Source organism: Roseateles puraquae (genome assembly GCF_002205845.1).
Taxonomy (GTDB): domain Bacteria; phylum Pseudomonadota; class Gammaproteobacteria; order Burkholderiales; family Burkholderiaceae_C; genus Pelomonas; species Pelomonas puraquae.
Genome location: NZ_NISI01000006.1, coordinates 111,858 through 135,444, shown reverse-complemented (window position 1 = coordinate 135,444; position 23,587 = coordinate 111,858). Strand labels below are relative to the sequence as shown.

Genomic DNA, 23,587 nt, shown 5'->3' with positions numbered 1-23,587 from the left:
CCGCCCGCCAATGAACGAGCCGCACCGTGACGGCCCTCTTTAAGTTGCCGCGGCGCACCCGATATGCGGCAGACCCTCAAGGAGCCTTGTCATGCTGCTCGTCTGCCCCCACTGCGGCACCCGCAACCGTGTGCCCGAAGCACGCCTCGCCGATGACCCGAGCTGCGGCCGCTGTGGCCAGCCGGTGGCACCGGCACGGCCGGTGGTGTTGGGCGATGCCGACCTGTCGGCCTATCTGCAGGGCACGGAGGCGCCGGTGGTGGTGGATTTCTGGGCCGCCTGGTGCGGGCCCTGCCGCGCCTACGCGCCACATTTCGAGCAACTCGCCGCCGCACGGCCCGAGCTGCGCTTCGTGAAGGTCGACAGCGATGCTGCACCACGCGCCAGCGCCGCGCTGCAGATCCGCAGCATCCCGACCACGCTGCTCTTCGTGGGTGGCCGGGAAGTAGCGCGCCAGAGCGGCGCGATGTCCTCATCGAAGCTCGGGGTCTGGATTGATACGGCCCTGCGCTGAACTGGGCGGCCGCAGGCCGCGCGGGCGTCGATTCCCTGGCGCCGCCATCTTGTGCCAACGTTGAAGCGCAGGCCGGATCGCTGCAAACCGTGCTATCCCTGAACAGACGGGTTAGAGCAACTGATACGCTTTGCAGGCAGTTTTGCAGATCAAACTCACGCCTTCGCCATGCTGCATTCCCGCAAAGATCGCCGCTTCGCCATGCTGCTGTCCGCAGCCCTGCTGGTTTGCATGCCCGCTCGGGCGGATTTTTCAGGCAGCTATGCACCTGCCAACTGGACACCATTCACGCAGACATTCGGCTGTGGCTCGTCCCAGGTCAACACGGCGGGCATGCCCAACACCTTGGTTCTCAGGACATTCACGGGCTGCGCCAACATTTCATCCAGCTACACGCTCACCGGCAACATTCCCGCAAACGGGACGCTGTCGTTCAGCTGGAGCTACGACAGCACGTCCTTCAACGACGCCGGTGTTGTCACGTCCGGCAGCTACACCTTGGCAGGGGTCACGACAACGCTGGGCTCGAACGATGGCCCGCAAAGCGGCACCGTCTCGATCCCGGTCGTCGCCGGACAGACCTTCTCGCTGACTCTGAACGGCAGCACGAACGCGGTGTTCACCATCACCAACTTCAATGCCCCGAGTGGGATCATCTCGGTACCTGCGTTGGACACCTGGGCCAAAGTGGGCTTGGCGGGGCTGCTCGGTTTGACGGCTGCCTGGGCGTTGCGTCGGCCGCGAGGGTTGGTGAACAGACAATCGAGAGGTTGAGGTCAGCCAGTCGCGTCGCTGCACGGCGATGCGGGCACTGGGTCGCACCGCGGCTGCGTGGCCGCCTTGCAGGCTTTGCATGCAGGTTGAACCAGGTCCCCGTCACTCACCCATGCTGCAATACCTCACCCTCCCCGTCACTCCCTTCCAGCAGAACTGCTCCATCGTCTGGTGCGACCAGACCCTGGACGCTGCCGTCATCGACCCAGGCGGCGAGTTGCCGCGGCTGTTGGCGGCGGTGGCGCAGCGGGGGCTTGCGCTCAAGGCCATCTGGTTGACGCATGCGCACATCGACCACGCTGGAGGCACCGGGCAGCTGGCGCGGGAGCAGGGGCTGCCCATCGTCGGGCCGCATCCGGGCGATCAGTTCTGGATCGACGGGCTGGCACAGCAAAGCCGCATGTTCGGCTTCCCGCCGGCTGAAACCTTCACGCCTGATCGCTGGCTGGATGATGGCGACACGGTGCAGATCGGCCACGAGACCCTCACGGTGCGCCACTGCCCGGGGCACACGCCGGGCCACGTGGTCTTTCACTCGGCGGCGGCGCAACGGGCGTTCGTGGGCGACGTGCTGTTTGCAGGCAGCATCGGCCGCACGGACTTCCCCGGAGGCAACCACCAGCAGCTGCTCGACGCCATTCGCACGCGGCTGTGGCCGATGGGGGATGACACCGTCTTCATTCCCGGCCATGGCCCCGAGGGCACGCTGGGCCGTGAGCGGCGCACCAACCCCTATGTCGCCGAGCGCGGCTGAACATTGGCTGGACCGGCGCGCAATCCCTAAGCTGTAGCGCCACGCTCCGCTGTAATTCGTTCACAAACACATTCAGCAACATTTACGACGCGCGCCAAACATGCTCTCCTACGCTTTAAGGATGGCTTGCGGGGTGCGGGCCGGGAGTGCAGAGCGATGTGGATGTCCGATATGGTGCCGCCGGGCCAAGCGTCCGGCTCTCGTCCTCGCGAGCGCCGCGCGGCGGCCTCGCTGTCCAACCAGTGGATGAGCCTGGTGCTCGAAGAGCTGGACCACGGCGTGGTGCTGCTCAACGGCGCGGGCCGGGTGCTGCATACCAACCTGGCGGCGCGCGCCTCCCTGGAAGACAACCATCCGCTGGAACTCGTCGGCCAGCACCTGCGTGCGCGGCTGTTGACCGACGCCGTCCCGCTGGCCGAAGCCCTGGAGGGCGCTGAAGCCAGCGGCCGCCGCTGCCTGCTGCGCCTGGGTGATGACCGCGCCGAATGCGGCAAGGCCAACGTGGTGGTGGTGCCGCTCAACCGCGACGTCAGCCAGGCGGCGGTGCTGCTGATCCTGGAGCGCCGCCAGCTCTGCGGTGACCTGGCTGCGCAGTGGTTCGCGTTGCGCTACCAGCTCACGCCGGCCGAGACCGAGGTGCTCAAGGCGCTGTCCAATGGCGTGAAGCCCACCGAAGTGGCGCAGCGCCAGGGCGTGGCCATCTCTACGGTGCGCAGCCAGATCCAGAGCATCCGCGCCAAGAGCGGTGCCGACAGCATCGGCGAGCTGATGCGCCAGCTCGCGCTGCTGCCGCCGCTGGTGTCGTCGCTGCGGCCGGCCAAGCTCGTGAACTGAGTCACGCCGCAAGGGCGTGCAGCAGCGGGCGTCGGCAGGCCGGCAAGCACTAACATTCGGGCGCGCCACGGGCCTCATGCCCCGGCGTTGCTTGGATGGCTGACGACGCTCTCGACAACGAATTCCAGTCCCTGCCGCCGTCGCTGCGGCTGCTGGCGGCACGCGGCATTGCCCGCAGCTACCGCAAGGGCATCGTGCTGATCGAGGAAGGCTCGATCGGCGACAACCTCTACCTCATCCTCAGCGGTTCGCTGCGCGCGTTCAGCAGCGACGTGCGTGGCCGCGAGATCACCTACGGCGTCTACGGCCCCGGCGAGTATGTGGGCGAGATGAGCCTGGACGGTGGCCCGCGCTCGGCCAGCGTCATCACGGAAGAAGCCAGCCGCCTGGTCATGGTCACACGCGCCAGCCTGCTGACCCACATCAGCGAGCACCCGGAGTTCGCCTTCGAGCTGCTGACCAAGGTGATCCGCCGTGCGCGGGCCGCCACGCTGTCGACCAAGCAACTGGCGTTGAACGACGTCTACGGCCGGCTCAAGAACCTGGTGGACGAATCCACCGGCGACGGCCGCCACCTGGCGCTGACTCACCAGGGCATGGCCCAGCGCCTGGGCTGCTCGCGCGAGATGGTGTCCAAGCTGGTCAAGGACCTGGAGCTGGGCGGCTACCTGCGCCGCGTGGCCGCGGGCGAGTACCAGCGGCTGAAGAACCTGCCGGCGCGCTGGTAGGCGCGGGCGTCAGCCGTCGCGCGAGGTGGTCGCGCTCCTGAGCGGCGGGGCGACCGGGAAGCGGCGCTCCGGGCGTGGCGCGCGGGCGTAGAGTCCCGCCACCTTCGACAAGTTGGCCTGGATGTCGCGGATGCGCGTGCCGCTGGCCGGGTGGGTGGACAGCCACTGCGGCGGCGCGCCTTTGTTGGCCGACATCATCTTTTCCCACAGCCGCACCGCGGCCGAGGGGTCATAGCCGGCGCGGGCCGAGAGCTCGATGCCGACCAGGTCGGCCTCGCTCTCGTCTTCTCGGCTGAAGCGCAGCGTGAGCAGCTGGCCACCGAGGCCCGCCAGGCCGCGGCCCAGGTTGCCCAGACCGAGCAGCGCCGAGCCGAGCTCGATGACGCCGTTGGTCGCCGCCGTCTTGCCCATGCGCTCGCGGGCATGCTCACGCAGCGCGTGGGCCACTTCATGGCCCATGATGGCCGCGACCTCGTCGTCTTCCAGCTGGAGCTTTTCGAGGATGCCGTAATAGAACGCGATCTTGCCGCCCGGCATGCAGAAGGCGTTGAGCTGCGGGCTGCCCAGCAGGTTCACCTCCCACTTCCATTGGCGCGCGCGGTCGTTCCATTCGTAGCTGAAGGGCACGATGCGCTGGGCGATGTAGCGCAGCCGCTGGGCCTGCGGGTGTTCCATCGGTGCCAGGGCCCGCTGCTGTGCCGCCTCGCGCATCATCTGCGCGTATTGCTGGCCGCCAGCGGCCTCCAGCTGCTCGGCCGACACCAGGCCCGCGAACTTGCTCTTGGGGCCCACATCCACCCCTTCGCGCGCCCAGGCCGGTGCCAGCGCGGCAGCGCCCAGCAGGCCGGTGAACAGCCGCCGGCTGCGTTGGGCGGGCGGGGTGCATCGGCCGGCGGCGCAGTCGGCGCAGTCGCCGAACATGCGGCGCGGCTGGTTGCTGAACTGAAGGTCGTCTTGGACGGTGAAGTCGGCGGCGTTCATGCGCGTGATTGTGCGATGCCCCTGGGCGGGCTGTCGTAGGACAGGGCAGCGACAATCCTGGCCATGGACAGTCAGCAATTCCGCGCCGCCCTGGGGATGTTCGCCACGGGCGTGACCATCATCACCGTGCGCGGTTCCGACGGCAGCCTCGCGGGCCTGACGGCCAATTCCTTCAACTCCGTGTCGCTGGACCCGCCGCTGGTGCTGTGGAGCCTGGCCCGACGCGCCGGGTCCATGCCGGTGTTCACGCATGGCTCCCACTACGCGATCAACATCCTGGCGGCCGATCAAAAAGACCTGGCGCAGCGCTTCGCCACCCGCGACATCGACCGCTTCGCCGGCGTCGCCTGGCGCGAGGGCGCGGGCGGCGCGCCGGTGCTGGACGGCGCCGTGGCCACCTTCGAATGCGCCAACCGTAGCCGCTATGAAGAGGGCGACCATGTCATCTTCGTCGGCGAGGTGGAGCGCTGCACCTCGCGGCCGGGCGCGCAGCCGCTGATCTTCCACGGCGGGCGCTACTTCACCGAGCTGCCGATCTGAGCGAGCTACCGTTCAGCTCAGGCGCCCGGCCGGCAGTGCCGCGGGTTGGTGGTCGAGCCGGCGCCAGCGCCATGCACCCCAGGCCGCGCTGACGGCCAGCAGGCCGACGGCCCACGGCACCATGGGCAGGCCCAGTCGTTCGGTGCCGACGTAAGCCACCGCGGCGCTCAGGTAATAGGCCATGACGGGCAGCATGGACCGGAGGCCGGTGGGCTGGCGCATGTGGGCCGGCGAGCGCGTGGCCGTCCAGAGCGACCAGGGCACGGCCATGAGCGGCAGCCACAGCAGCCCCCATTGGTCGGTGATGCGGCACAGCGGCAGGATCAGCACGGCCGCGAGCACGGCGGCCAGTAGTGCATGGCGCAATGACAGCCACGCAACGGCGCGGTTCGCGGCGCGGCCTTGGGGCAGGCCCGGCAACAGCCGCAGCAGGGCCTGCTCCCGACGGGTCTGCCACAGCATGGCACGCCCCAGCATCGGGATGACGGCCATGCTGCCCAGGCCCACGGTGATGCCGAAGGCGCCGTGGTGGATCAGGTCTTGCCACGGCGCGCCCGTCCACCCCACGACGACGCCCAACATCAGCGCCAGGCTGGCCATGATGGAGGCTGCGGTGAGGAGCTGATAGACCCAGTGCTGGTTGGCATGCAGCACGATCTCGGCGCGGGCCAGCAGGCTGGCGGTCGAGGTGTTGTCTGCCCTGCGCAGCACATGCTCGCGCCAGGCCGTGATGACGGCGTTGAAGGGCCGGCTGAAGCGCTCCAGCCCGACGAAGGCCTGGGCCGGCGTCGCCTGGTGGCCTTCCTGGAACATGCGCTGCATCTCCTGCAGGCGGCTCAATCGCCCATAGGCACGGCGGTGCGCCGCATCCCCCTGGCCGAAGGCTGCGGGCATCAGGGCCCCGAGCCCCAGCAGCCCGGCGGCCAGCGTCAGGTGCTGGTGTTCATGCCACAGCGCCTGCGCGGCCTGCAGGGGAAGGGGCAGGTGCTCGCTGAGCACGCCCAGCAGCGGCCCCCAGAAGAAGAACAGGAGCCACAGCCACCAGATCCGGGTCGACCACATCGTGAAGGTCACCGCGGCGGCACTCCCAAGCAGCGCGGCCTGCCAGGTCAGCAAGCGGGTGGGCATGACGAGGACCAGCAGCAGGCAGCTCGCGGCGGTACAGGCCACCCAGCACAGCAACCCGGCCTGTCTCAGCGCGCGCACATGGCCGGGCACGAAACGCGCGGCGGATGGGGTGTTCTGCATCTGCAGGTTGGCCGCCATCAACAGCCAGCCGATGTGGATGATGACCAGCGAAATGCCTGCCGGCAGTCCCCATCGGGCCGGTCCGTGGAGCAGCAGCGCGCTGGCCACGCTCGGCAGCACCACCAGCGCGGCGATCAGCCAGCGCCCCCAGGGTGAGCTGCGGTCGCGCTGGCGCCATGCCGCCAGCAGCACCTGCGACAGCTGGGCGGTGTTCATCAGGTCAGCTCCGTGAACAGGTCATCGAGGTTGAGCCGGTCGGCGGCCACGCCGGCCGGCAACTCGGCATGCGCGGGCAGTCGGGCCAGCACGCGCTCCCGGCCCGCTTCCAGCGGTATGCGCTTGAGCGGCTGGGCGCCCAGCCGCGCCATCAGCGCCGCCACCTCGGTCACGCTGCCGGTGAAGGCGCGCACCTGCTCCAGCAGCTCGTCCAGTGGCGCCTGCAGCGCGATGCGGCCTTGGCTCAGGAAGGCGATGTTGAAGGCCACCCGCTCCAGGTCCGACAGGATGTGGGTCGAGAACACCACGGTGGCGCCGCGGTCCAGCACCTCGCCCACCAGCTCCCGCAGGAAGTCGCGCCGGCCGGCCGGGTCCAGGCTGGCGACGGGTTCGTCCAGCACCAGCAAGTCGGGCTCATGGGCCAGCGCGCGGATGATGGACAGGCGCTGCTTCTGCCCGCCCGAGAGCTTGCGGATGGGCTTGTCGCGGTCGATGTCCCAGCGCGACATCAGACCCTCCACCTTGGCCTCGTTCCAGCGCGGGTAGAAGCTGCGGAAGTAGGCCAGCAGCTGCGCCGCGCTGAAGCTCTCGAACAGGTCGCTGTGCTGCGGCACATAGCCGATGCGGGCGCGGGTGGCGTCGTCGAGCACCTGGGCTGGCTGGCCGAACAGCTGCACCTCGCCGCTGCTGGGCTCGCGCAGGCCGAGCAGGGCTTCGAGCAGCGTCGTCTTGCCGGCGCCGTTGCGCCCGAGCAGGCCTACCACCTGGCCGGGTAGCAGCTGCCAGTCCAGGCCTTCGAGCACGGCGGGGCCCTGGGGGTAGCGCAGGCTCAGGCCGCGGATGTCGGCGCTCGGCGTGCTGGCCGGAGGGAAGTGCGGGCTCATCGGGAGGCCTCCTCGAGGATGGTCTTGAACAAGTGCAGTGCCTGCGCCGCCGGCAGGGCCAGCTCACGGGCTTCGGCGGCGGCCTTCTCCAGCGTGGGGCGCAGCAGCTCCACCCGGTCGGCCGTGGGCTGGGCGCCCTGGTGCTGGGCCGCCACCACCATCGACAGCCCCCGCCGGCGCTCCAACACCCCTTCCATCTCCAGCATCGAATACGCCTTGGAGATGGTCATGGGGTGCACCGCCAGCGCCTGCGCCAGCTCCCGCACGGACGGAATCTCGTCCCCCGCCTGCAACTGCCCGGCCGCCACGCGGCGCTTCACCTGCTCGATGAGCTGCCGGTAGATGGGCTCGGGCGAGCCGGTGTTGATCTGGACGAAGTGGGTGGGGTCCATGCGAGCTGCCAATGTGTACTAGTACGATAGTACACGTGGACAGTTGGCGCAAGTGTCTGATGAGCGCAGGGCGACTGCCGATCCTGGACGAGGTGTCGAAAACCATTCAGTTCTGAACTTTGTTCACTCAGTTCTGAACTTTTCGGATGCGGCCCCTGTTCGGATTTGGTAACAGGTGACCATTCAAGCGATGGAGTTGGACTCTTGTGGAACATGTCGAGGAGACGCGGGGAGGGCGCGTTGGGTGCAGGCCCTCGGCCGGGATTGAAGGAGGATGAAGGGCCGATTCCGGCCCCCAGTTGCGGGGTCCATGACAGAGCTGCAGCGCTGCGTGCCAATGAAATCGCCCCCAGGCGCTGCTTGGCTCAACTCCGTATGCGGCGAACTTTCGCTGCAAAAGGTGTGGATCGCGGATGGCTGGCGTGGTGCGCTGGTCTTTGGGCAGGCCTGACGGCCCCCTACAGGGCCTTCCCGTGGCCTGTGGCGGGCTGCGCCGACCGAGCGAGTGGGTCGGGTCGTCGAGCCCGGCTTACGGGCGTCTGGCCGCTCTGGCGTACCACAGCTACGCGATACTGGAGCCACGACCGCTGAGCCAGCTGGCGTCAAGGTCGTGACCCGTCAGCACAGCTGATTGGGGCACTGTGGCGCGAGCCGACAGACGGCCCAGGCAAACCCTAGACTGGACTTCCGCAGGGCGCCATACGCGACAATGACCTCATGGCCAATGGCGATCAACTCAAAGCCCTGTTTCGCTCCTATGCGGAGGGAGACGAGCGCCATTTCTACTCGGTCGCTATGCAGATGGCCGCGCACGAGGCCAAACAGGGACACGGCAAGCTCGCCGAGGAACTGCGCGATCTGCTTGACGCTGCCAAGTCGCGCCGACCCTCGGGCTCCCCCGAGGGCGCCATTCCGCTTGCTCGCCCCAAGGGTGAGCTGGCATCCCTGCTGACCGTGTCCTACCCGTCCAGACGGCTTTCGGACATGGTGCTGGCGCCGCCAGTGCTCGCCGGGTTGCAGCGCGTGCTGAAGGAGCAGCGACATCTGAGCAAGCTACGCAGCCACGGCCTGCATCCGCGCCGCAAGCTCCTTCTGGTTGGCCCTTCTGGCACTGGCAAGACGATGACAGCCGCTGCGTTGGCGGGTGAGTTGGGCATCCCGTTGTTTGTAGTGCGCCTGGACGCGCTCATCACCAAGTTCATGGGCGAGTCGGCCGCCAAGCTGCGCCAGGTGTTCGACGCTGTGGCCTCCACCCGAGGCGTGTATTTCTTCGACGAATTTGACGCCATCGGCAGCCAGCGCGGCATGGCCAACGACGTCGGTGAGATCCGGCGCATCCTCAACAGCTTCCTGCTGATGATCGAGCAGGATGAGTCCAGCAGCGTCATCGTCGCCGCCACGAATCACGTGGACATCCTTGACGACGCTCTATTCCGACGCTTCGATGACCTGGTTGAGTACCACGTGCCATCCGCAGACGAGATTCGTGCGCTGCTGCGCATGCGCTTGGGTAGCTATCTGAAGTCGACCAAGGCCATCTCTGCGCTGACGACCGAAGCCGTCGGTCTAAGCCATGCAGAGATCACGCGGGCCGTAAGCGATGCGGTCAAGGAAGCCGTGATGCATGACCAGGTCAGTGTGCCGATTGACGACGTGAAGGTTCTTCTCCAACAACGCCAGGCCGTGCGTCGCCGCACGTCTGTGGCCAAGGTCTGAGTGCGCGTTCGCTGAATGGCTACCGGAGATCAGCAGCACCGCCCGCACCTGTTTCCTCAAGGCACCTGCAGCGTTGAGGGCTATACCGCCAAGCCGATCGGCGGGGGCGCCAAACCGACGGTACCGGCGAAAGACCGGCAGCAGCATGCGGGGGCGCTACGCGCCCAGTTGGCGCAGGTCGCCACCGCCCAACAGCAGCGTGTGGCCGAGCAAGCCGAAGCTGGCGTGCAGAGTGCGATCGGCATCCAGGTTGAGTTTGAGAGCGAGCAGGGTGTGGCCATGGCCGCCGCGAGCCTTGCTCGTGACCATCGCGGCATCGAGCTGATGAACGTCCGGCACCAGGGCGCGCAGATCCTGGCCACAGTGTTCGTGCCGCAAGGCAAGTTGAGCCATTTCGAGAACCTGATCACTGAGTACGTCGACGGAAAGACCAGCAAGAACGGCACTCCGCTTGATCACCAAGCGCTCGTGGACGCCATCAGCGCGCTGCGCGTGGCGACCTTCGACTCGCTCTGGACGGATGACGTCGCGGCCTTGCCTGACACCGCGGATCAAGCCATTTGGTGGGAGGCATGGCTCCCGCTCGGCGGGCATGCCGAGCGCACGCTGGCCGACTTCCGCAAGGTGACCGGCATGGCAGGGCTGCGGGTCAGCGATCGCGTGCTGCACTTTCCCGAGCGTATGGTCGCCCAGGTCCACGGTACCAAGCATCAGTTCCTGCAGTCGCCACTGGTGTTGAACATGATCGCGGAACTGCGCCGCGCCAAGACCACTGCGGAGTTCTTCGCAAATCTGCCGCTCGGTGAGCAGGCGGACTGGCAGGACGATCTGCTGCAGCGACTGGTTCCCGAACCGACCGGCAACGCGTACGTGACGCTGCTGGACACCGGCGTGAATCACGGCCACCCACTTCTTGCGCCGTTCGTGGCCGACGAGGACCGCCACGCCATAGAGCCGGCCTGGGGGCCAGACGATGCGAACGGCCATGGAAGTGAGCTCGCCGGCCTGGCACTGCTGGGCGACCTCACGGCCGCACTGGCCGAGAACGCGCCGCTGGTGGTTCCGCATCGCCTTGAGTCTGTGAAGGTGCTGCGCGGGCCGGGCGACAACGAGGGTGAGTCATTTGGCGCGATCACGGCGGAGGCTGTCGCTCGTGTGGAGATCACCGATGTCGAGCGCCGCCGCGTATTCGCGATGGCGGTGTCTTCCACCGACGGCCGCGACCGTGGTCGGCCTTCATCCTGGTCAGCCGAGGTCGACCGGCTGGCTTGCGACTACGAGGGACAGGGCGCGACAAGACGGCTGTTCGTTCTTTCCGCAGGCAACACCAATGACAGTGCCGCTTGGGCTGCGTACCCGCACAGCTTGAGCACCAGCTCCATCCATGACCCTGGCCAAGCGTGGAATGCGCTGACCGTCGGGGCGTATTCCGAGATGACAACCATCTCGGCAGACGCGCCCGCATACCAGCCCATCGCCTGCGCCGGCGGGCTGAGCCCGTACACGACGACGTCGGCCACCTGGCAGCAAGGCTGGCCCTACAAGCCGGACATCGTCATGGAAGGCGGCAATGCCGCCATCGAGGCCTCCGGTTTCACCAGTTCTATGGACAGCCTGTCCTTGCTGACTACAGGCCATGAGCCGCATGAGCGGCTGTTTGCTCTCAGCTGGGCCACTAGCGCATCCACTGGACTCGCCGCTGGCATGTGCGCACGCATCGCCGCCTCCTATCCCAGTTTTTGGCCGGAAACCGTTCGAGGTCTGATGGTTCACTCGGCTCGCTGGACACCGCCGATGCTCGACACCTACACCCCGGGCGGCCAGCGAAACCAAGCCACCATGCGCCAGCTGCTGCGGCACTGCGGCTACGGCGTGCCGAGCCTGAAGCGGGCCCTGTATAGCGCGAGCAATTCGCTGACCATGATCGTGCAGGACCTGATCCAGCCGTATCACAAGGTCGATGGCTGGCAGCGCGGCGGTTGCACCAGGGCCGTTTCGTATGGCTTCGCGATGTCACGCTGGAACAGATGCCGCTGACGCAGCCGCAGCTGCACGCCCTGGTGCTGGGCCTGCCGTGGCAGCGCCTCGAGGACGACGGCGCGATCCGTTTGCCCAGCCCATCATGCGCATCGCGCAGATGTGGACCGACTTCCAGCAGACGGGCCTGTCCATGGAACGCCTGGGCGACATCCTGAACACCCGCACCGAACTGCCGCCCCAGAGCGTGAGTCCGCTGCCGCGCCTGCAGGGCCGTGTGACGCTGGACAACCTCACCTTCCGTTATCGCCCGGACGCGCCGCCCGTGCTGCACGGCGTGAGCCTGGACGTGCGCCCCGGCGAAGTCATCGGCATCGTCGGCCGCAGCGGTTCCGGCAAGAGCACGCTGACCAAGCTCATCCAGCGCCTCTACGTCCCGGAGAGTGGCCGCGTGCAAGTCGACGGCCACGACATCGCCCTCATCGACGCCGCCCAGCTGCGCCGCCAGGTGGGCGTGGTGCTGCAGGAGAACATGCTCTTCAACCGCAGCGTGCGAGAGAACATCGCCATTGCCGACCCGGCGGCACCGCTGGAAGCCGTCATCCACGCTGCCAAGCTGGCGGGCGCCCACGAGTTCATCTCCGAGCTGCCGCAGGGCTACGACACCGTCGTGGGTGAGCAAGGCAGCAGCCTGTCCGGCGGCCAGCGCCAGCGCATCGCGATCGCCCGGGCCCTCTTCAGCCAGCCGCGCATCCTGATCTTCGACGAGGCCACCAGCGCGCTGGACTATGAGAGCGAAGCCATCATCCAGCACAACATGCGCGCCATCTGCCAGGGCCGCACCGTCTTCATCATTGCCCACCGCCTCTCGGCCGTGCGAAACGCGCACCGCATCATCGCGATGGACAAGGGCCGCATCGTCGAGGTGGGCAACCGCAAGGTCGGCCTGGCGTATGCGGCCGACTGGATCCGGCACGGCTTTGCGCTCAGCGAGGACCTGCCGCTCGGCCGCGGGATCTACCTGCCCAAGGAGCGCGACATGGCCGCCGGTGCCGTTGATGACGCGCGCCCCGATCGCTGGGGTGAGCGGGTCATTCGCAACCTCTACAAGCCGGCTCGTCTCTCGGTGCTGGAGTACCTCTACTTTGCGGGCGACGACCGCTTCGGCGGGTTGGGCGTCTCCGCGGAGGTGGGCCGCTATGTGCCCAGCACCGGGGGGGCCATGGCGAGCCTGGCCAACCTCGAAGAGATGCGGCGCGCCATCGCCGCCATCCTCGCTGATGAGAAGCTGGACGAACGGCTTGTGCGACTGGTCAGGCCCGGCCCATCCTTCGGCGGGGCCCGGCCCAAATCCCTGATCGAGATGGACGGTGCGCCATGGGTCGTGAAGTTCTCCGAAGGCGAAGACTTCAACACCGAGCTCGTCGAGCACGCCACGCTGCGCTTGGCAAGCCACTGCGGGCTGGCCGTGGCGCAGACCCGCGCGTTGCCGCTGAGCCGCGGTCACGCCGTCGCCGTGAGGCGGTTTGATCGCTCCGGCGACAAGCGTTCCCACGTGATCTCGGCCAACACCGTGCTGCGGGCCAATGGCCTGCCCATGGGCTACCCGGAGCTCGCTCAGAGCTTGCGGCGTTTGGGTCGCGCGTCCGACATCCGTGCGCAGCAGAAGGAGCTGTTCCAGCGCATGGTCTTCAACATCCTGATGGACAACACGGACGACCACGAAAAGAACCATGCCTTCGTGCGCGCAGCCGATGGGTTCTACGACCTGTCGCCGGCCTATGACGTGGTGCCGTCTGTCCAGGGGCTGGGCCAGCAGCAGCTCAGGGTCGGCAAGGATCAGGCCGATGCTTCGATCGACAACGCTTTGTCGGAGGTGCAGGCCTTTGGGCTCACCAAAGATGCGGCCGTCGAGGCGGTCAAGCGGGTGGCGGTGGTCGTGGATGGCTGGAAAGAGTTCTTCAGGGCCGAGGGCGTGAGCCCTCGTGACATCGACCAGCTCGCGCAATACATCGACGGCCCGCGCCTCAAGCCTCAGCGCGCCGAATTCGTCGACAGCACGGCTCGAAGGCCTTAGCGCGCCTGGCGCGCATCGGCGGCGACGGGGCTGGCACGCGTCACCGAAAAGCCCGCCGGCCATGCTGGATCTCACCGTGGGTAGAGTTCAAGGCTCACAGCACTTCGATCTCCACCCCATGCGCCGCTTCCTCCTCGCCTCCGCCCTCTTCACCGTCTTTGCTGCCCACGCCCAGGTCAAGGTTGACGACCCCTGGGTGCGCGCCACCGTGGCGCCGCAGAAGGCCACGGGGGCCTTCATGCAGCTGACCTCGACCAAGGCCGCCAAGGTGGTGGCGGCGAGTTCGCCGGTGGCGGAGATGGTCGAGATTCACGAGATGAAGATGGACGATGGCGTCATGAAGATGCGCGCGGTCGACGCCTTGGCGCTGCCGGCCGGCCAGCCGGTGGCCTTGAAGCCGGGCAGCTATCACGTGATGCTGATGGGCCTGAAGGCGCCCATCAAGGCCGGTGACACCGTGCCGCTGACGCTCACCGTGGAGGGCGAGGACAAGCAGCGCACCACGGTCGAAATCAAGGCCGAGGCGCGCGGGCGCTGAGATTGGCCTTCAGTTCTGCGGGCGGCGGCCGATAACCCGGTACGAACGCGCCGAATCCGCCATGGTCACCCCGGTCTCCTCCACCCCGAACCCCGCTATGGCGGGCACGATGGAGTCGCCCGTGCCGGCGCGCCGGCCGCAGGAAGAGCCGGCCTCGGTGGTGGTGAACGTCTCGGCGGCGGGCGCCCGTGCGGCGGCGTCACAGGACAGCGCCAAGGTCGCCACCGGCATCGTGCAGGCCTCGGCCGACGTCAACCAGGACGGCACGGTGTCCGACCAGGAACAGCAGACCGAGAACGCGCAGTTGGCGCTGAAGCGGGCAATGCTGGAAGGCAGCCCCGACCTGGAGCAGGCGCTGCAGGCCTACCAGACCATCGCGTCGCTGGCGGACGCGCAGCGCTGAGGGTTCAGCGCCGAGTTCAGGACCTTTCGGACCGGGCCGCGTTGGCGGCCACCGCCTCGGCCAGCGTCGGCCACAGCGCCTCGGGCAGGTCATGGCCCCAGCCCGGCAGCGTCTGCAGTTGCGCCCCCGGGATGCGCCGCGCCAGGTCGTGCGCGGCGGCCACCGGGATCAGCGGGTCGGCCTCGCCATGCAGCACCAGGGTGGGCGCGGTGATGCGCGGCAGGCGCGCGGCCCGGTGGCGGTCGGCGGCAATGGCCACAAGCTGGCGCGTGACTGCCTGGGGCCGGTGCGAGCGCTTCACCACGGCTGCAATGCGCGCCCGCAGTGCCTCGGGTGCGGCCGGGTAGCCCGGGCTGCCGATGACGCCGTAGACGTGCGCGAAATGGTCCAGCACGTTCTCGAACTTCTGCGCCGTCGTGGCGCCCGGCTTGGGGCGCGACAGCAGCACCCGCCGCACCTTCAGGCTCTCCTTGGGCAGGCTGCGGTGGCCGCTGGTGGTCATCATCAGCGTGAGGCTCTTCAGCCGGTCACCATGGGCAAAGCCCAGGTGCTGGGCGATCATGCCGCCCATGGAGGCGCCGCAGACATGCGCCCGGGCGATGCCCAGCGCATCCAGCACGCCGACGGCATCGCGCGCCAGGTCGGCGATCTGGTAGGGCGCCTTCACCGGCAGCCCGAAGGTGTGCAGCAACGCGGCCAGCGGCAGGTTGGGCACGCCGAGGGCGTCGAAGGGCTGGGAGAGTCCGACGTCGCGGTTGTCGTAGCGGATGACGCGAAAGCCGCGCGCCACCAGCTGCTCGACCAGGCCGTCGGGCCAGGCCACGAGCTGCATGCCCAGGCCCATGATCATCAGCAGCGGTTCGCCGCTGTCGGGGCCGTGCACCTCCACCTCGAGGCGCACGCCGTTGCAGGAGAGCTGCATCAGCCCGCGCCCCGGGAACGCGCGGCGAGCATCAGCCGAGTTCGCTCTGCTTCTCGATGACGCGCGACACCAGGCCGTAGGCGATGGCTTCGTCGGTGCTCATCCAGAAATCGCGCTCGATGTCGACCGCCACGCGCGACAGCGGCTGGCCAGTCTCGCGGGCGATGACGGCCGCGATGCGCTCGCGGGTGCGGATGATTTCCTTGGCCTGGATGGCGATGTCGCTGGCCTGGCCACCGGCCCCGCCGGCTGGCTGGTGGATCATGAAACGGGTGTTGGGCAGGGCCAGGCGCCGTTCCTTGGGCACGGACAGGTAGATGTGCGTGCCGGCGCTGGCGACCCAGCCGGTGCCGATGACGGTGACCGGGGCGCGCACGAAGCGGATCATGTCGTGGATGGCGTCGCCGCTTTCCACATGGCCGCCGGGGCTGGAGATGAGCAGCGTGATCGGCGCGTCGGACTCCTGGGCGAGCGCCAGCAGGCGGCGGCAGGTGGCGTGTGCCATCTTGTCGTCGATCTCGCCAAAGATCATCACGTAGCGGCTCTTGAAGAGCAGCTGCTCTTCCATCTTCTCGGGGGCTTCTTTCTTGGCGGCCTTGTCGTCGGCGGCGAGGGTGGTGTGGTGCATGGCTCAGGTCCGGGTTGAAGGCGATACCTTACCGCGAGATCGAAAGCGGCGCGCCGGGCGGGCTGCTGCGCGTGCTCAGGCAGCGCCTGGCGTCTTGTAGAACCAGCGCCGCGCGCCCTTGGGCTCGAAGGGCTGCCAGGCGCCTTCGGGCTGGGCGAGGCGATCGGCCAGCGCGTAGAGCGCCATCGGGTTGAAGCCCAGGCCGATGTGGCTGGCATGCACCTCGATGTTCTCCACCAGCGGGCCGGGCTCGTTGACGCTGCAGCGCCAGGCGACCACGCCGTCGGTCTTGGAGTAGATGGAGGTGGTGGGCACGGGCGGCGGCTGGCGGATGGCCTCCATCAGGGCCGGGTCGTTGGACGTGTGGCCGCTGACCAGCTCGAAGAAGCGCCAGGCGTTGGTGGCGCGCGGGTGGCCCGTGAAAGGCGTGCCCAGGGTGATGACGCAGCGCACGAGGTCGGGGCATTCCTTGGCCAGCTCGCGGGCATAGATGCCGCCCAGGCTCCACCCCAGCAGGCTGACCTTGCGATGGTGGCGCCGGTGCAGGGCCTGCAGGTCGTGCTTGATCTGCTCCAGCACGCCGGCCCGCGGCCCGAAGTTGAAGCCCTGGCCCCAGGGCTGGGTCATATAGCCCAGCGAGTCGAGCAGGGCGCGCAGCGGCGCGGTGGTCAGGTCGTTGGCGCCCAGGCCGGGGAAGACCAGCACCGGGTGACCGTCGCCGTGGGGCAGCTTCTTCAGCCAGGGCGTGGCGGCCAGCAGGGCGGCGTATTCCCAGGGCGCGCGGCCTTCCAGCAGCAGCAGCCAGGCATTGGGCGCGCGCAGGTCGGACCAGTCGGGCACATGCGCGGCGGTGGTGGTTTGCCAGCGCGAGAAGCGCGGAGAGCGGGGGCTGGGCATGCGGAATCAGGAGTCAGGACAGCGCCGTCATTGTTAGTCAGACCGCGCCTGCGCCCGGGGCGTGCTTGCCCGGGGCGGGCGTGTCGCCTGCGCGACCTGCTAGAAAGCGCTCGGTCGGCGCAGCCGGTCGTTGCCCTGGGCCCAGAGGCGTGTCGTGCCGGGCACGAAGCGGTGCGGGTCGTTGCGGTGGGCCCGGTGGCACCACACGGCCCAGGCCAGCGGCGCATACACGGCGCCGAGGATGGCCAGGCCCAGCAGCAGTCGCGTCCATCCCGTCGTGTAGAGCTGTGACGCTACGGCGGCGGCGATGGCGAAGGCCACCAGCCACCGCGACGGCGGCGACGCGAAGCGGTCGCGCAGCGGCGTGTGGCAGTGAGGGCATTGCAGCTGCAGCGTCGTCGGCCGCCACCAGGGCACCTGCGGCGGCCAAGGCACCTCCGCCAGTTGGCTGAAGCGCCCCTGGCAGTGCGGGCAGACGAAGCGACCCGTGTCGGTCGGCGGTGTCGACAGCGCCGCATCGCAGCGTGGGCAGATGGCATCGGGCTGGGGCAGCAGATCGCCACAGCCCTGGCAGCGGCAAGCCGCGCTCATGCGGCCTTGGCCGCTCGGCGCGGTGTGCGAGCGGGCTTGGCGGCGGGGGCCTTGCGAGAGGTCGTCTTGAGAGCGGTCGTCTTGCGTGCCTGTGTCTTGCGAGCCGCCGACTTGCGCGCCGTCGGCACGGGCTCGGCCACCGGCAGGGCCTGGAACTCCATGAAGGCTGTCTCGATGTAGGCCGCCAGCTCGGCGGTGCCGGGCAGGGCCTCGCCGCAGGCCATCAGGCCGATGTCCAGTGACTGGTCGTAGGTCTGCACGGTCACGTTCAGCGCCAGACCGTGCACGGCGATCGAGGCCGGGTAGTTGGTCAGCATGCGTGCGCCGGCCAGGTACAGCGGCACCTGCGGCCCAGGCACGTTGGAGATGACGACGTTGGCGATGACCGGCAGCTTCTCGGCGACCTTGGCGCGGCCGTAGAGCAGCGCGCCCGCCTGCATCAGCCATGGGATGCCGAGGCTCGGGAAGTCGGTCGGCATCAGGCTTTTGAGTTGCGCCATCTGGGCCTTCATCGCGTGGCTGGCGGCCATCACGTGGGCCAGGCGCTCGGCAGGGCTGGAGAGGTGGGTGCCCAGGCTCATCAGGGTCATGGTGGCCTGGTTGTTGGACGTGGTGTCGCCCGCGGCCCGGGTGGACACCGGCACCGCCGCAATGAGGGACTTGCGCGGCAGCGGGCCATGCTTGGTCAGGTAGCGCCGCAAGGCACCGCCGATGACGAAGAGCACGGCGTCGTTCAGGCTCGCGCCGTGCAGCCGCCGGGTGCGGTTCAGCTCGGCCAGTGGCAAGGTGACGCCGGCGAATGACCGCGTGGCCGAGAGGCTCACGTTGAAGCGCGTGCGCGGCGCCGGCCCGAGGCTGGACACCGCCGCGCGACCCCGCACCACGGCCGTGGTCTGCGCGGCCACGTCGGCCAGCAGCTGGCGCAGCTTGCCCACCGAAGCGCCTGCCGCCGCGCCGCCCACATAGCCCGCGGCCATCTGCCCGAGGATGCCAGCCGCGCCCGGCAGCGAGCGGGCGAGCTTGACCGTCTGCTGCCACTGCTGCGAGACGGCCGCGCGCAGCAGCCCCACGGTGCCGATCTGGCCCCGCTTCTTGCCGCGGGCGGCCAGCGCCTCCACCGGGCGCGGTTCGGGGCTCAGATCGAGGATGACCTGGGCCAGGGCGACGGCGGCCTGCCCGTCAACCGCGGCATGATGCAGCTGCGTGTAAAGCGCCACGCGGGGCTGGCCCTCGTGCCCGGGCTCGTCGCTGGGCGCGAGGCCCGTGAAGACGTGGAACTTCCACAGCGGGCGACTGCGATCCAGCAGCACCGGATGCAACTCGCCCACTTGCGCTTCCAGCTCCGCCATGCCGCTGCCTTCGGGCAGCGGGATCTCGACGATGTGCTCGTCGAGATCGGGGTCGGCATCGACCCATCCCGGGTTGGACAGGCCCAGCGGCATCGCCAGCAGTTTGCGCCGCAGCGCCGGCAGCAGCGGCAGCCGCGCCCGCATGTGCTCCCGCAGGTCCTCGACGAAATCGCCGTCGTACCCGGCCGGCAGCTCCAGCACATGCAGTGCACCGACATGCATCGGCATCTGCGGGGTTTCAAGGTACAGGAAGCTGGCATCCAGCCCGGCAAGCTGCTTCATCCGCTGTCTCCGTGTTGTAAGCCCAGCATACCCGGGAGACTTTCGGAGGCCCTTCAGGGCCGACCCCTCCAGCAACTGCCGTGGAACCGGCTTCGCCGGGCCACTGGCAGTGCCCCCTTGAGGGGGCGGCCGTCAGGCCGTAGGGGGTGGGCTCACTCTTCCGGTACGAAGATCCAGAGCAGGATGTAGAGCAGGATGCCGCTGCCGAACGCCAGGAAAAGCACCGTGAAGATCAGGCGCCAGACCCAGGAGTCCAGGCCGGTCGCGCGGGCCACGCCGCCGCAGACGCCACCCAGCCAGCGGTCCATGCGCGAGCGGCGCAAGCCGTTGACGGCGCCCACGTTCGGGCTGGTGCTGCTGCCGGCGTAGGCACCGGCCGGGCTGCCCTGGCCGCTCAGCACGCGGGCCTTGGCCTTGGCGAATTCCTCGTCGTTCAGCACGCCGCGGGCATGCAGGTCAGCCAGTTTGGCGAGTTCGTCGGCGTCGTTCATGTCGGGCTCCTCTCGGTGTTGATGAAGCGAAGCCTAACGCTTGGGCCACTGCGGGCCAGCCTCGTGCGACAGACCGACAAATGCGCAGGATGCACCCGCGCAAATCAGCGGACGGGCTGCTTGCTGGGGTCGATGTCGACGTACTGCCAGAAGTCCAGCCAGAACAGCGGGCGGCGGTAGCCCGTCATCCAGGGCTGCTCGATGTCCGTGATGATGCGGTGCACGTGCACCTTGTAGGGCAGGTAGACCGCCGCGATGCGCTTGACCTCCTTGAACAGCGCCTCGCGCTCCGGCCCGTCGGGCATGGCCTGCATGCGGTCGTACAGCTCGTCCAGCGGCGCGAACTTGAAGCGCGGCAGGTTCTGCGTGCCGCTGGCCGGGCCGTAGTAGCGCTGCACGATGCCCAGGCCATCCGGCTGAGAGGCCGTCGAGCCCACCGGCCACATCTGGTAGTTGCCGGCCTGCGCGGCCTTCAGGTTCTCGGGCCACTGCTGGATCTTGAGTTGCAGCTTGATGCCAATCGCGCGCAGTGCCTTGTCCCAGAGCTCATCGATGCTGCGGCTGAGCGAATCGGATTGCGTGTTGCGCGTGAGTACGAGCGGGCTGCCATCGGGCATGTCGCGCCAGCCGTCGCCGTCCTTGTCGACATAGCCGTACATGTCGAGCAGGGCCTTGGCGCGGGCGGGGTCGTAGTCGCCCATCTCGCTCTTGTAGTTCGGGTCGAAGCCGGTGGTGTGGGGCTTGATGGGGCTCTGCGCCGGCACCGCCTGGCCGCGGCGCGCCAGCACGATCTCGCGGCGCACGTCGTAGGCCAGCGAGAGGGCGCGACGCAGCGCGATCTTGTCGGGCGTCATGCCGCCGACGACCGGGTCTTCCATGTTGAAGCAGGTCAGCGACACATCCGGCGCCAGCGTGAACAGCGCCTGCATGCCACGCTTGGCGAGGTTGGGGGCCAGCTTGCCGCCGGGGGCAGCCTGGGTGATGAACTCCTCGGGCACGCGCTCGATGAAGTCATGCTCGTTGTTCAGGAAGGCCAGCCAGCGCGGCTGGCGCTCGACGATGACATCCACCACCACGCGGTCGACCATCGGCAGGCGTCGGCCCTTGAACTTGGCCAGGATGGCCTGGCCTTCGGCATCGTCGGGCGCCGGCTGGGCCTCATACAAGCGCTCCCGGTAGGCGGGGTTGCGCTCCAGCACCATCTGCGAGCTGCGTCGCCACGCGGTGAGCATGAAGGGGCCGGTGCCCACCGGATGCTCGGCGATCCTGTCGCCATAGAACTCCACCACCTCGCGCGCCATGGCGCCGTACAGGTCGTTGCCAGCAAAGATCGATTCCACCAGCCGCGGGCGGGGCTCTTCCGTCTTGACCTGCAGGGTGTAGCGGTCCAGCGCCTTCAGGCCCGCCACCTCCGTGTCGTAGGGGAAGGGCTTCTTGCTCTTGATCACCTGGCTGCGCAGCTCGGCCAGCCCCACGATGCCGGCGTCTTCGTAGGCCACCCAGCCCTGGGCGTTGTTGGCCGGGTCGGCGTAGCGCTTGATGCTGTAGACGAAATCCTGCGCGGTGACCTCGCGCCGCTTGCCTTTGAACGCTGGGTCGTCGGCAAAGTAGATGCCGGGCCGGATCTTGAAGCGGAAGGTCTTGAAGTCCGGGCTGACTTCGGGCTCGCCCGCGGCGATCAGCGGCACGATGCGGCTCGGCCGGGCCAGCGGGTCGTAGGTGTAGAGCGACTCGAAGATGTGCGCCGTGATCGTGCGCGAGTAGATGTCCGACAGCTTCACCGGGTCGAAGCCCGTCTCGGCGATCAGGAACGCATAACGCAGCGTCTTGGCGGGCGCCGCGGGTTCGGCGGCGCTTGCGGGGAGTGCCAGCGCCAGCGCGGTGGCCAGGGTGGCAAGCAGGGTCTTCATGAGCTGGATTTGGGTTGGGCCGCGGGGTCCACGTCGATGTACTTCCAGAAATCTCGCACAAAGATGTTGCGGCTGTAGCCCTTCACCCATGGCTGTGCCATGTCGGTCCAGATGCGGTGAACGTGAAATTTGTACGGTGCGTAGGCCACCAGCAGGCGCTGACCTTCGGTCATCAGGGCCTGGCGCTCAGGGCCATCGGGCAGGGCCTTTTGTTTCTCGTAGAGCGCATCGAATGCGGCCAGCTCGAAGCGCGGCTTGTTGGCAAAGCCCTTGGCCTTGCCCGAGCCCAAGGCCAGGAAAGTGTCGCCGTCGGGCGTGGTGCCCACCCAGCCGACGCCCCACATCTGCAGTTTGCCGGCGTTGGCCGCCTTGAGCTGCTCGGGGAACTTCCCGATCTTGAAGGTCATGCGGATGCCGATGGCCGCCATGTTCTTCTGCCATTGCTCGGCCAGCTGGCGGCGCTCGCCGTCGGCCAGCGTCGAGTACTCGATGGACAGCGGCTCGCCGTTGGGCTGCTCGCGCCAGCCGTCGCCGTCGCGGTCCTTGTAGCCGTACATGTCGAGCAGGGCACGGGCCTTGGGCACGCTGTACTCGGTCATCTCCGACTTGAAGGCCGGGTCGTAGCCGAACACGGTGGTCGGGATGGGCCCCTGGCTCTTGAGCGCCTGGCCGCGGCGCACCAGGCGGATTTCCTTGTCCAGGTCCACCGCCAGGTTGATGGCACGGCGCAGCGCGATCTTCTCCGGCGTGTAGCCGCCCACCACCGGGTCTTCCATGTTGAAGTAGCTGACCGAGATGTCGGCGCGCGGGTAGCGCGTCATCGTGATGCCCTGCTTGGCGAGGTTGGGCGCCAGGTGGTTGCCGGGCATGGCCACGCCGGCGAAGTCGATGGGCACCTCTTCGATCACGTCGGCCTCGCCGCGCAGGAAGGACAGCCAGCGCGGCTGCGCCTCTTCGATGATGTCGATGACGACGCGATCAGCCAGCGGCAGCTTGCGGCCCTGCAGTGCGGCGACCTCGGCCTTGAGCTGCTCGCTGGCATCCGGCGGCGCGGTCTCGGCGTAGCGCACCTCGCGGAAGTTGGGGTTCTTCTCGAGCACGATGCGCGAGCTGCGGCGCCACTCCGCCAGGCGGTAGGCGTTGGTGCCCACCGGGTGCTCCATGATCTTGTCGCCGTAGAAGTCCACCACCTCGCGCGCCACCGCGCCCAGGAAGCCGGCGTCGCTGAACTGGTAGACGAAGCGCGGGTCCGGCACGCCGAGCTTGATCTGGAAGGTGTAGCGGTCCAGCGTCTTCAGGCCTTCCACCTCGCGGTCGTAGTCGAAGGGCTTCTTGGCCTTCATCAGGTCGCGGCGCAACTCCGACAGGCCGAGGATCTTGGCGTTCTCCAGGATGTAGAGGTTGCCGCTCTTGAACTTCGGGTCGTAGTGGCGCTTGACGCTGTAGACGTAGTCGGCCGCGGTCAGTTCGCGCTTCTGGCCCTTGAAGGCCGGGTCGTCGGCGAAGTAGATGCCGGGCTTGACCCGCATGGTGATGGTCTTGAAGTCCGCGCTGATCTCGGGCATCTCGCTCAGCGTGGCCGGCCGCAGCTTGAACGGGCGGGCGCCGAAGTCGTATTCCAGCGGCGCGTCGAAGATGCCGGCCGCGATGGCCTTGGAGTAGGCGTCGGTGATCTGCGCCGGATCGAAGCCGGTCTCGGCCACCTTGAAGGCGTAGCGCAGCACTTTCTGCGGTGCGGGGGCCTGGGCCTGGACACCGGGCAGGGCGCAGCTCAGCAGCAGGGCGCAGATCAGGACGGGCAGCTTCATTTCGGGCAAGGGGGTTCGAACGAAGTGGCGGAGTCTAGTGAAACCGGCATGCCCGCAGGCCCTGCGCTCGCATAGACTCCGCCCCGCTTTTTGTCCAGGCTGCCCGTGTCACCCGCGGTGCACCTGGTTGTTT

General features: G+C 68.2%; 24 protein-coding genes and 1 pseudogene. 13 read left to right on the top strand and 12 right to left on the bottom strand.

Going from position 1 to position 23,587, the window contains the following annotated elements:
• Nucleotides 1-91: 91 nt before the first annotated feature.
• The 5 genes from trxC (at nucleotide 92) to CDO81_RS15675 (ending at nucleotide 3,604) form a co-directional block, all read left to right on the top strand.
• Nucleotides 92-514 (top strand): thioredoxin TrxC, encoded by a 423-nt coding sequence (gene trxC, locus CDO81_RS15695; protein WP_088484174.1) that lies wholly within the window; start codon nucleotides 92-94, stop codon nucleotides 512-514.
• A gap of 168 nt (nucleotides 515-682) precedes the next feature.
• Entirely contained in the window at nucleotides 683-1,288 is a 606-nt protein-coding gene (locus tag CDO81_RS15690; protein WP_088484173.1) for an IPTL-CTERM sorting domain-containing protein, read from the top strand.
• 112 nt (nucleotides 1,289-1,400) lie between these two features.
• Nucleotides 1,401-2,042, top strand: a complete 642-nt coding sequence (locus tag CDO81_RS15685) for an MBL fold metallo-hydrolase (protein ID WP_088484172.1) — start codon at nucleotides 1,401-1,403, stop codon at nucleotides 2,040-2,042.
• A gap of 156 nt (nucleotides 2,043-2,198) precedes the next feature.
• Nucleotides 2,199-2,876, top strand: coding sequence for a helix-turn-helix transcriptional regulator (locus CDO81_RS15680; protein ID WP_088484171.1), 678 nt, complete (start codon nucleotides 2,199-2,201; stop codon nucleotides 2,874-2,876).
• A 95-nt stretch (nucleotides 2,877-2,971) separates the two neighbouring features.
• Nucleotides 2,972-3,604 (top strand): Crp/Fnr family transcriptional regulator, encoded by a 633-nt coding sequence (locus tag CDO81_RS15675; RefSeq protein WP_088484170.1) that lies wholly within the window; start codon nucleotides 2,972-2,974, stop codon nucleotides 3,602-3,604.
• 9 nt (nucleotides 3,605-3,613) lie between these two features.
• Here CDO81_RS15675 and CDO81_RS15670 read toward each other — a convergent pair whose 3' ends face one another.
• Nucleotides 3,614-4,525 carry a M48 family metallopeptidase gene (locus CDO81_RS15670; protein WP_088484448.1) on the bottom strand — a complete coding sequence of 304 codons (912 nt, stop codon included), beginning with the start codon at nucleotides 4,523-4,525 and terminating at the stop codon, nucleotides 3,614-3,616.
• A 123-nt stretch (nucleotides 4,526-4,648) separates the two neighbouring features.
• Here CDO81_RS15670 and CDO81_RS15665 point away from each other — a divergent pair, with 123 nt between their 5' ends.
• Nucleotides 4,649-5,125 (top strand): flavin reductase family protein, encoded by a 477-nt coding sequence (locus CDO81_RS15665; protein WP_193466507.1) that lies wholly within the window; start codon nucleotides 4,649-4,651, stop codon nucleotides 5,123-5,125.
• Between the two features lie 12 nt (nucleotides 5,126-5,137).
• Here CDO81_RS15665 and CDO81_RS15660 read toward each other — a convergent pair whose 3' ends face one another.
• From CDO81_RS15660 to CDO81_RS15650, 3 genes are read right to left on the bottom strand one after another with little or no spacing between them, the layout of a single operon-like run.
• The gene (locus CDO81_RS15660; protein ID WP_088484169.1) at nucleotides 5,138-6,589 is read right to left on the bottom strand and encodes a hypothetical protein; all 1,452 of its coding nucleotides are present in this window, start codon (nucleotides 6,587-6,589) and stop codon (nucleotides 5,138-5,140) included.
• The gene (locus tag CDO81_RS15655; protein ID WP_088484168.1) at nucleotides 6,589-7,473 is read right to left on the bottom strand and encodes an ABC transporter ATP-binding protein; all 885 of its coding nucleotides are present in this window, start codon (nucleotides 7,471-7,473) and stop codon (nucleotides 6,589-6,591) included. Before CDO81_RS15655 ends, CDO81_RS15660 begins: the two co-directional genes overlap by 1 nt.
• Nucleotides 7,470-7,865: a GntR family transcriptional regulator gene (locus CDO81_RS15650; RefSeq protein WP_088484167.1), complete on the bottom strand. Its 396-nt coding sequence runs from the start codon at nucleotides 7,863-7,865 to the stop codon at nucleotides 7,470-7,472. Before CDO81_RS15650 ends, CDO81_RS15655 begins: the two co-directional genes overlap by 4 nt.
• Nucleotides 7,866-8,582: 717 nt before the next feature.
• On the opposite strand from CDO81_RS15650, the gene CDO81_RS15645 reads away from it, so the two are divergent.
• From CDO81_RS15645 to CDO81_RS15620, 7 genes and pseudogenes are all read left to right on the top strand, one after another.
• Nucleotides 8,583-9,581: an AAA family ATPase gene (locus CDO81_RS15645; protein ID WP_088484166.1), complete on the top strand. Its 999-nt coding sequence runs from the start codon at nucleotides 8,583-8,585 to the stop codon at nucleotides 9,579-9,581.
• A gap of 15 nt (nucleotides 9,582-9,596) precedes the next feature.
• On the top strand, nucleotides 9,597-11,618 hold the full coding sequence (locus CDO81_RS15640; RefSeq protein WP_088484165.1) for a S8 family peptidase: 2,022 nt from the start codon (nucleotides 9,597-9,599) through the stop codon (nucleotides 11,616-11,618).
• The gene (locus tag CDO81_RS29290) at nucleotides 11,561-11,776 is read left to right on the top strand and encodes a hypothetical protein (RefSeq protein ID WP_158218301.1); all 216 of its coding nucleotides are present in this window, start codon (nucleotides 11,561-11,563) and stop codon (nucleotides 11,774-11,776) included. The genes CDO81_RS15640 and CDO81_RS29290 overlap by 58 nt, the downstream gene beginning before the upstream one ends.
• Nucleotides 11,692-12,525, top strand: a pseudogene (locus CDO81_RS28855) (ATP-binding cassette domain-containing protein); the annotation flags it as partial. The gene CDO81_RS29290 and the pseudogene CDO81_RS28855, both read left to right, overlap by 85 nt.
• Nucleotides 12,526-12,597: 72 nt before the next feature.
• Entirely contained in the window at nucleotides 12,598-13,635 is a 1,038-nt protein-coding gene (locus tag CDO81_RS28850) for a type II toxin-antitoxin system HipA family toxin (RefSeq protein WP_338139978.1), read from the top strand.
• Between the two features lie 118 nt (nucleotides 13,636-13,753).
• Nucleotides 13,754-14,173: a copper chaperone PCu(A)C gene (locus CDO81_RS15625; protein WP_088484162.1), complete on the top strand. Its 420-nt coding sequence runs from the start codon at nucleotides 13,754-13,756 to the stop codon at nucleotides 14,171-14,173.
• Between the two features lie 61 nt (nucleotides 14,174-14,234).
• On the top strand, nucleotides 14,235-14,576 hold the full coding sequence (locus CDO81_RS15620) for a hypothetical protein (RefSeq protein ID WP_144397270.1): 342 nt from the start codon (nucleotides 14,235-14,237) through the stop codon (nucleotides 14,574-14,576).
• A 16-nt stretch (nucleotides 14,577-14,592) separates the two neighbouring features.
• Here CDO81_RS15620 and CDO81_RS15615 read toward each other — a convergent pair whose 3' ends face one another.
• From CDO81_RS15615 to CDO81_RS15580, 8 genes are all read right to left on the bottom strand, one after another.
• Entirely contained in the window at nucleotides 14,593-15,498 is a 906-nt protein-coding gene (locus CDO81_RS15615; protein ID WP_088484160.1) for an alpha/beta fold hydrolase, read from the bottom strand.
• A gap of 31 nt (nucleotides 15,499-15,529) precedes the next feature.
• Nucleotides 15,530-16,126, bottom strand: coding sequence for an ATP-dependent Clp protease proteolytic subunit (locus CDO81_RS15610; protein ID WP_088484159.1), 597 nt, complete (start codon nucleotides 16,124-16,126; stop codon nucleotides 15,530-15,532).
• Between the two features lie 75 nt (nucleotides 16,127-16,201).
• Nucleotides 16,202-17,023 (bottom strand): esterase/lipase family protein, encoded by an 822-nt coding sequence (locus CDO81_RS15605; protein WP_088484158.1) that lies wholly within the window; start codon nucleotides 17,021-17,023, stop codon nucleotides 16,202-16,204.
• Between the two features lie 99 nt (nucleotides 17,024-17,122).
• Nucleotides 17,123-17,614, bottom strand: coding sequence for a hypothetical protein (locus CDO81_RS15600; RefSeq protein WP_088484157.1), 492 nt, complete (start codon nucleotides 17,612-17,614; stop codon nucleotides 17,123-17,125).
• Nucleotides 17,611-19,245: a wax ester/triacylglycerol synthase family O-acyltransferase gene (locus CDO81_RS15595; RefSeq protein ID WP_088484156.1), complete on the bottom strand. Its 1,635-nt coding sequence runs from the start codon at nucleotides 19,243-19,245 to the stop codon at nucleotides 17,611-17,613. Before CDO81_RS15595 ends, CDO81_RS15600 begins: the two co-directional genes overlap by 4 nt.
• Nucleotides 19,246-19,397: 152 nt before the next feature.
• Nucleotides 19,398-19,736, bottom strand: coding sequence for a PspC domain-containing protein (locus CDO81_RS15590; protein WP_088484155.1), 339 nt, complete (start codon nucleotides 19,734-19,736; stop codon nucleotides 19,398-19,400).
• Nucleotides 19,737-19,840: 104 nt separating this feature from the next.
• Nucleotides 19,841-21,646, bottom strand: coding sequence for an ABC transporter substrate-binding protein (locus CDO81_RS15585; protein WP_088484154.1), 1,806 nt, complete (start codon nucleotides 21,644-21,646; stop codon nucleotides 19,841-19,843).
• Nucleotides 21,643-23,454 (bottom strand): ABC transporter substrate-binding protein, encoded by a 1,812-nt coding sequence (locus CDO81_RS15580; RefSeq protein WP_088484153.1) that lies wholly within the window; start codon nucleotides 23,452-23,454, stop codon nucleotides 21,643-21,645. Before CDO81_RS15580 ends, CDO81_RS15585 begins: the two co-directional genes overlap by 4 nt.
• Nucleotides 23,455-23,587 lie beyond the last annotated feature (133 nt).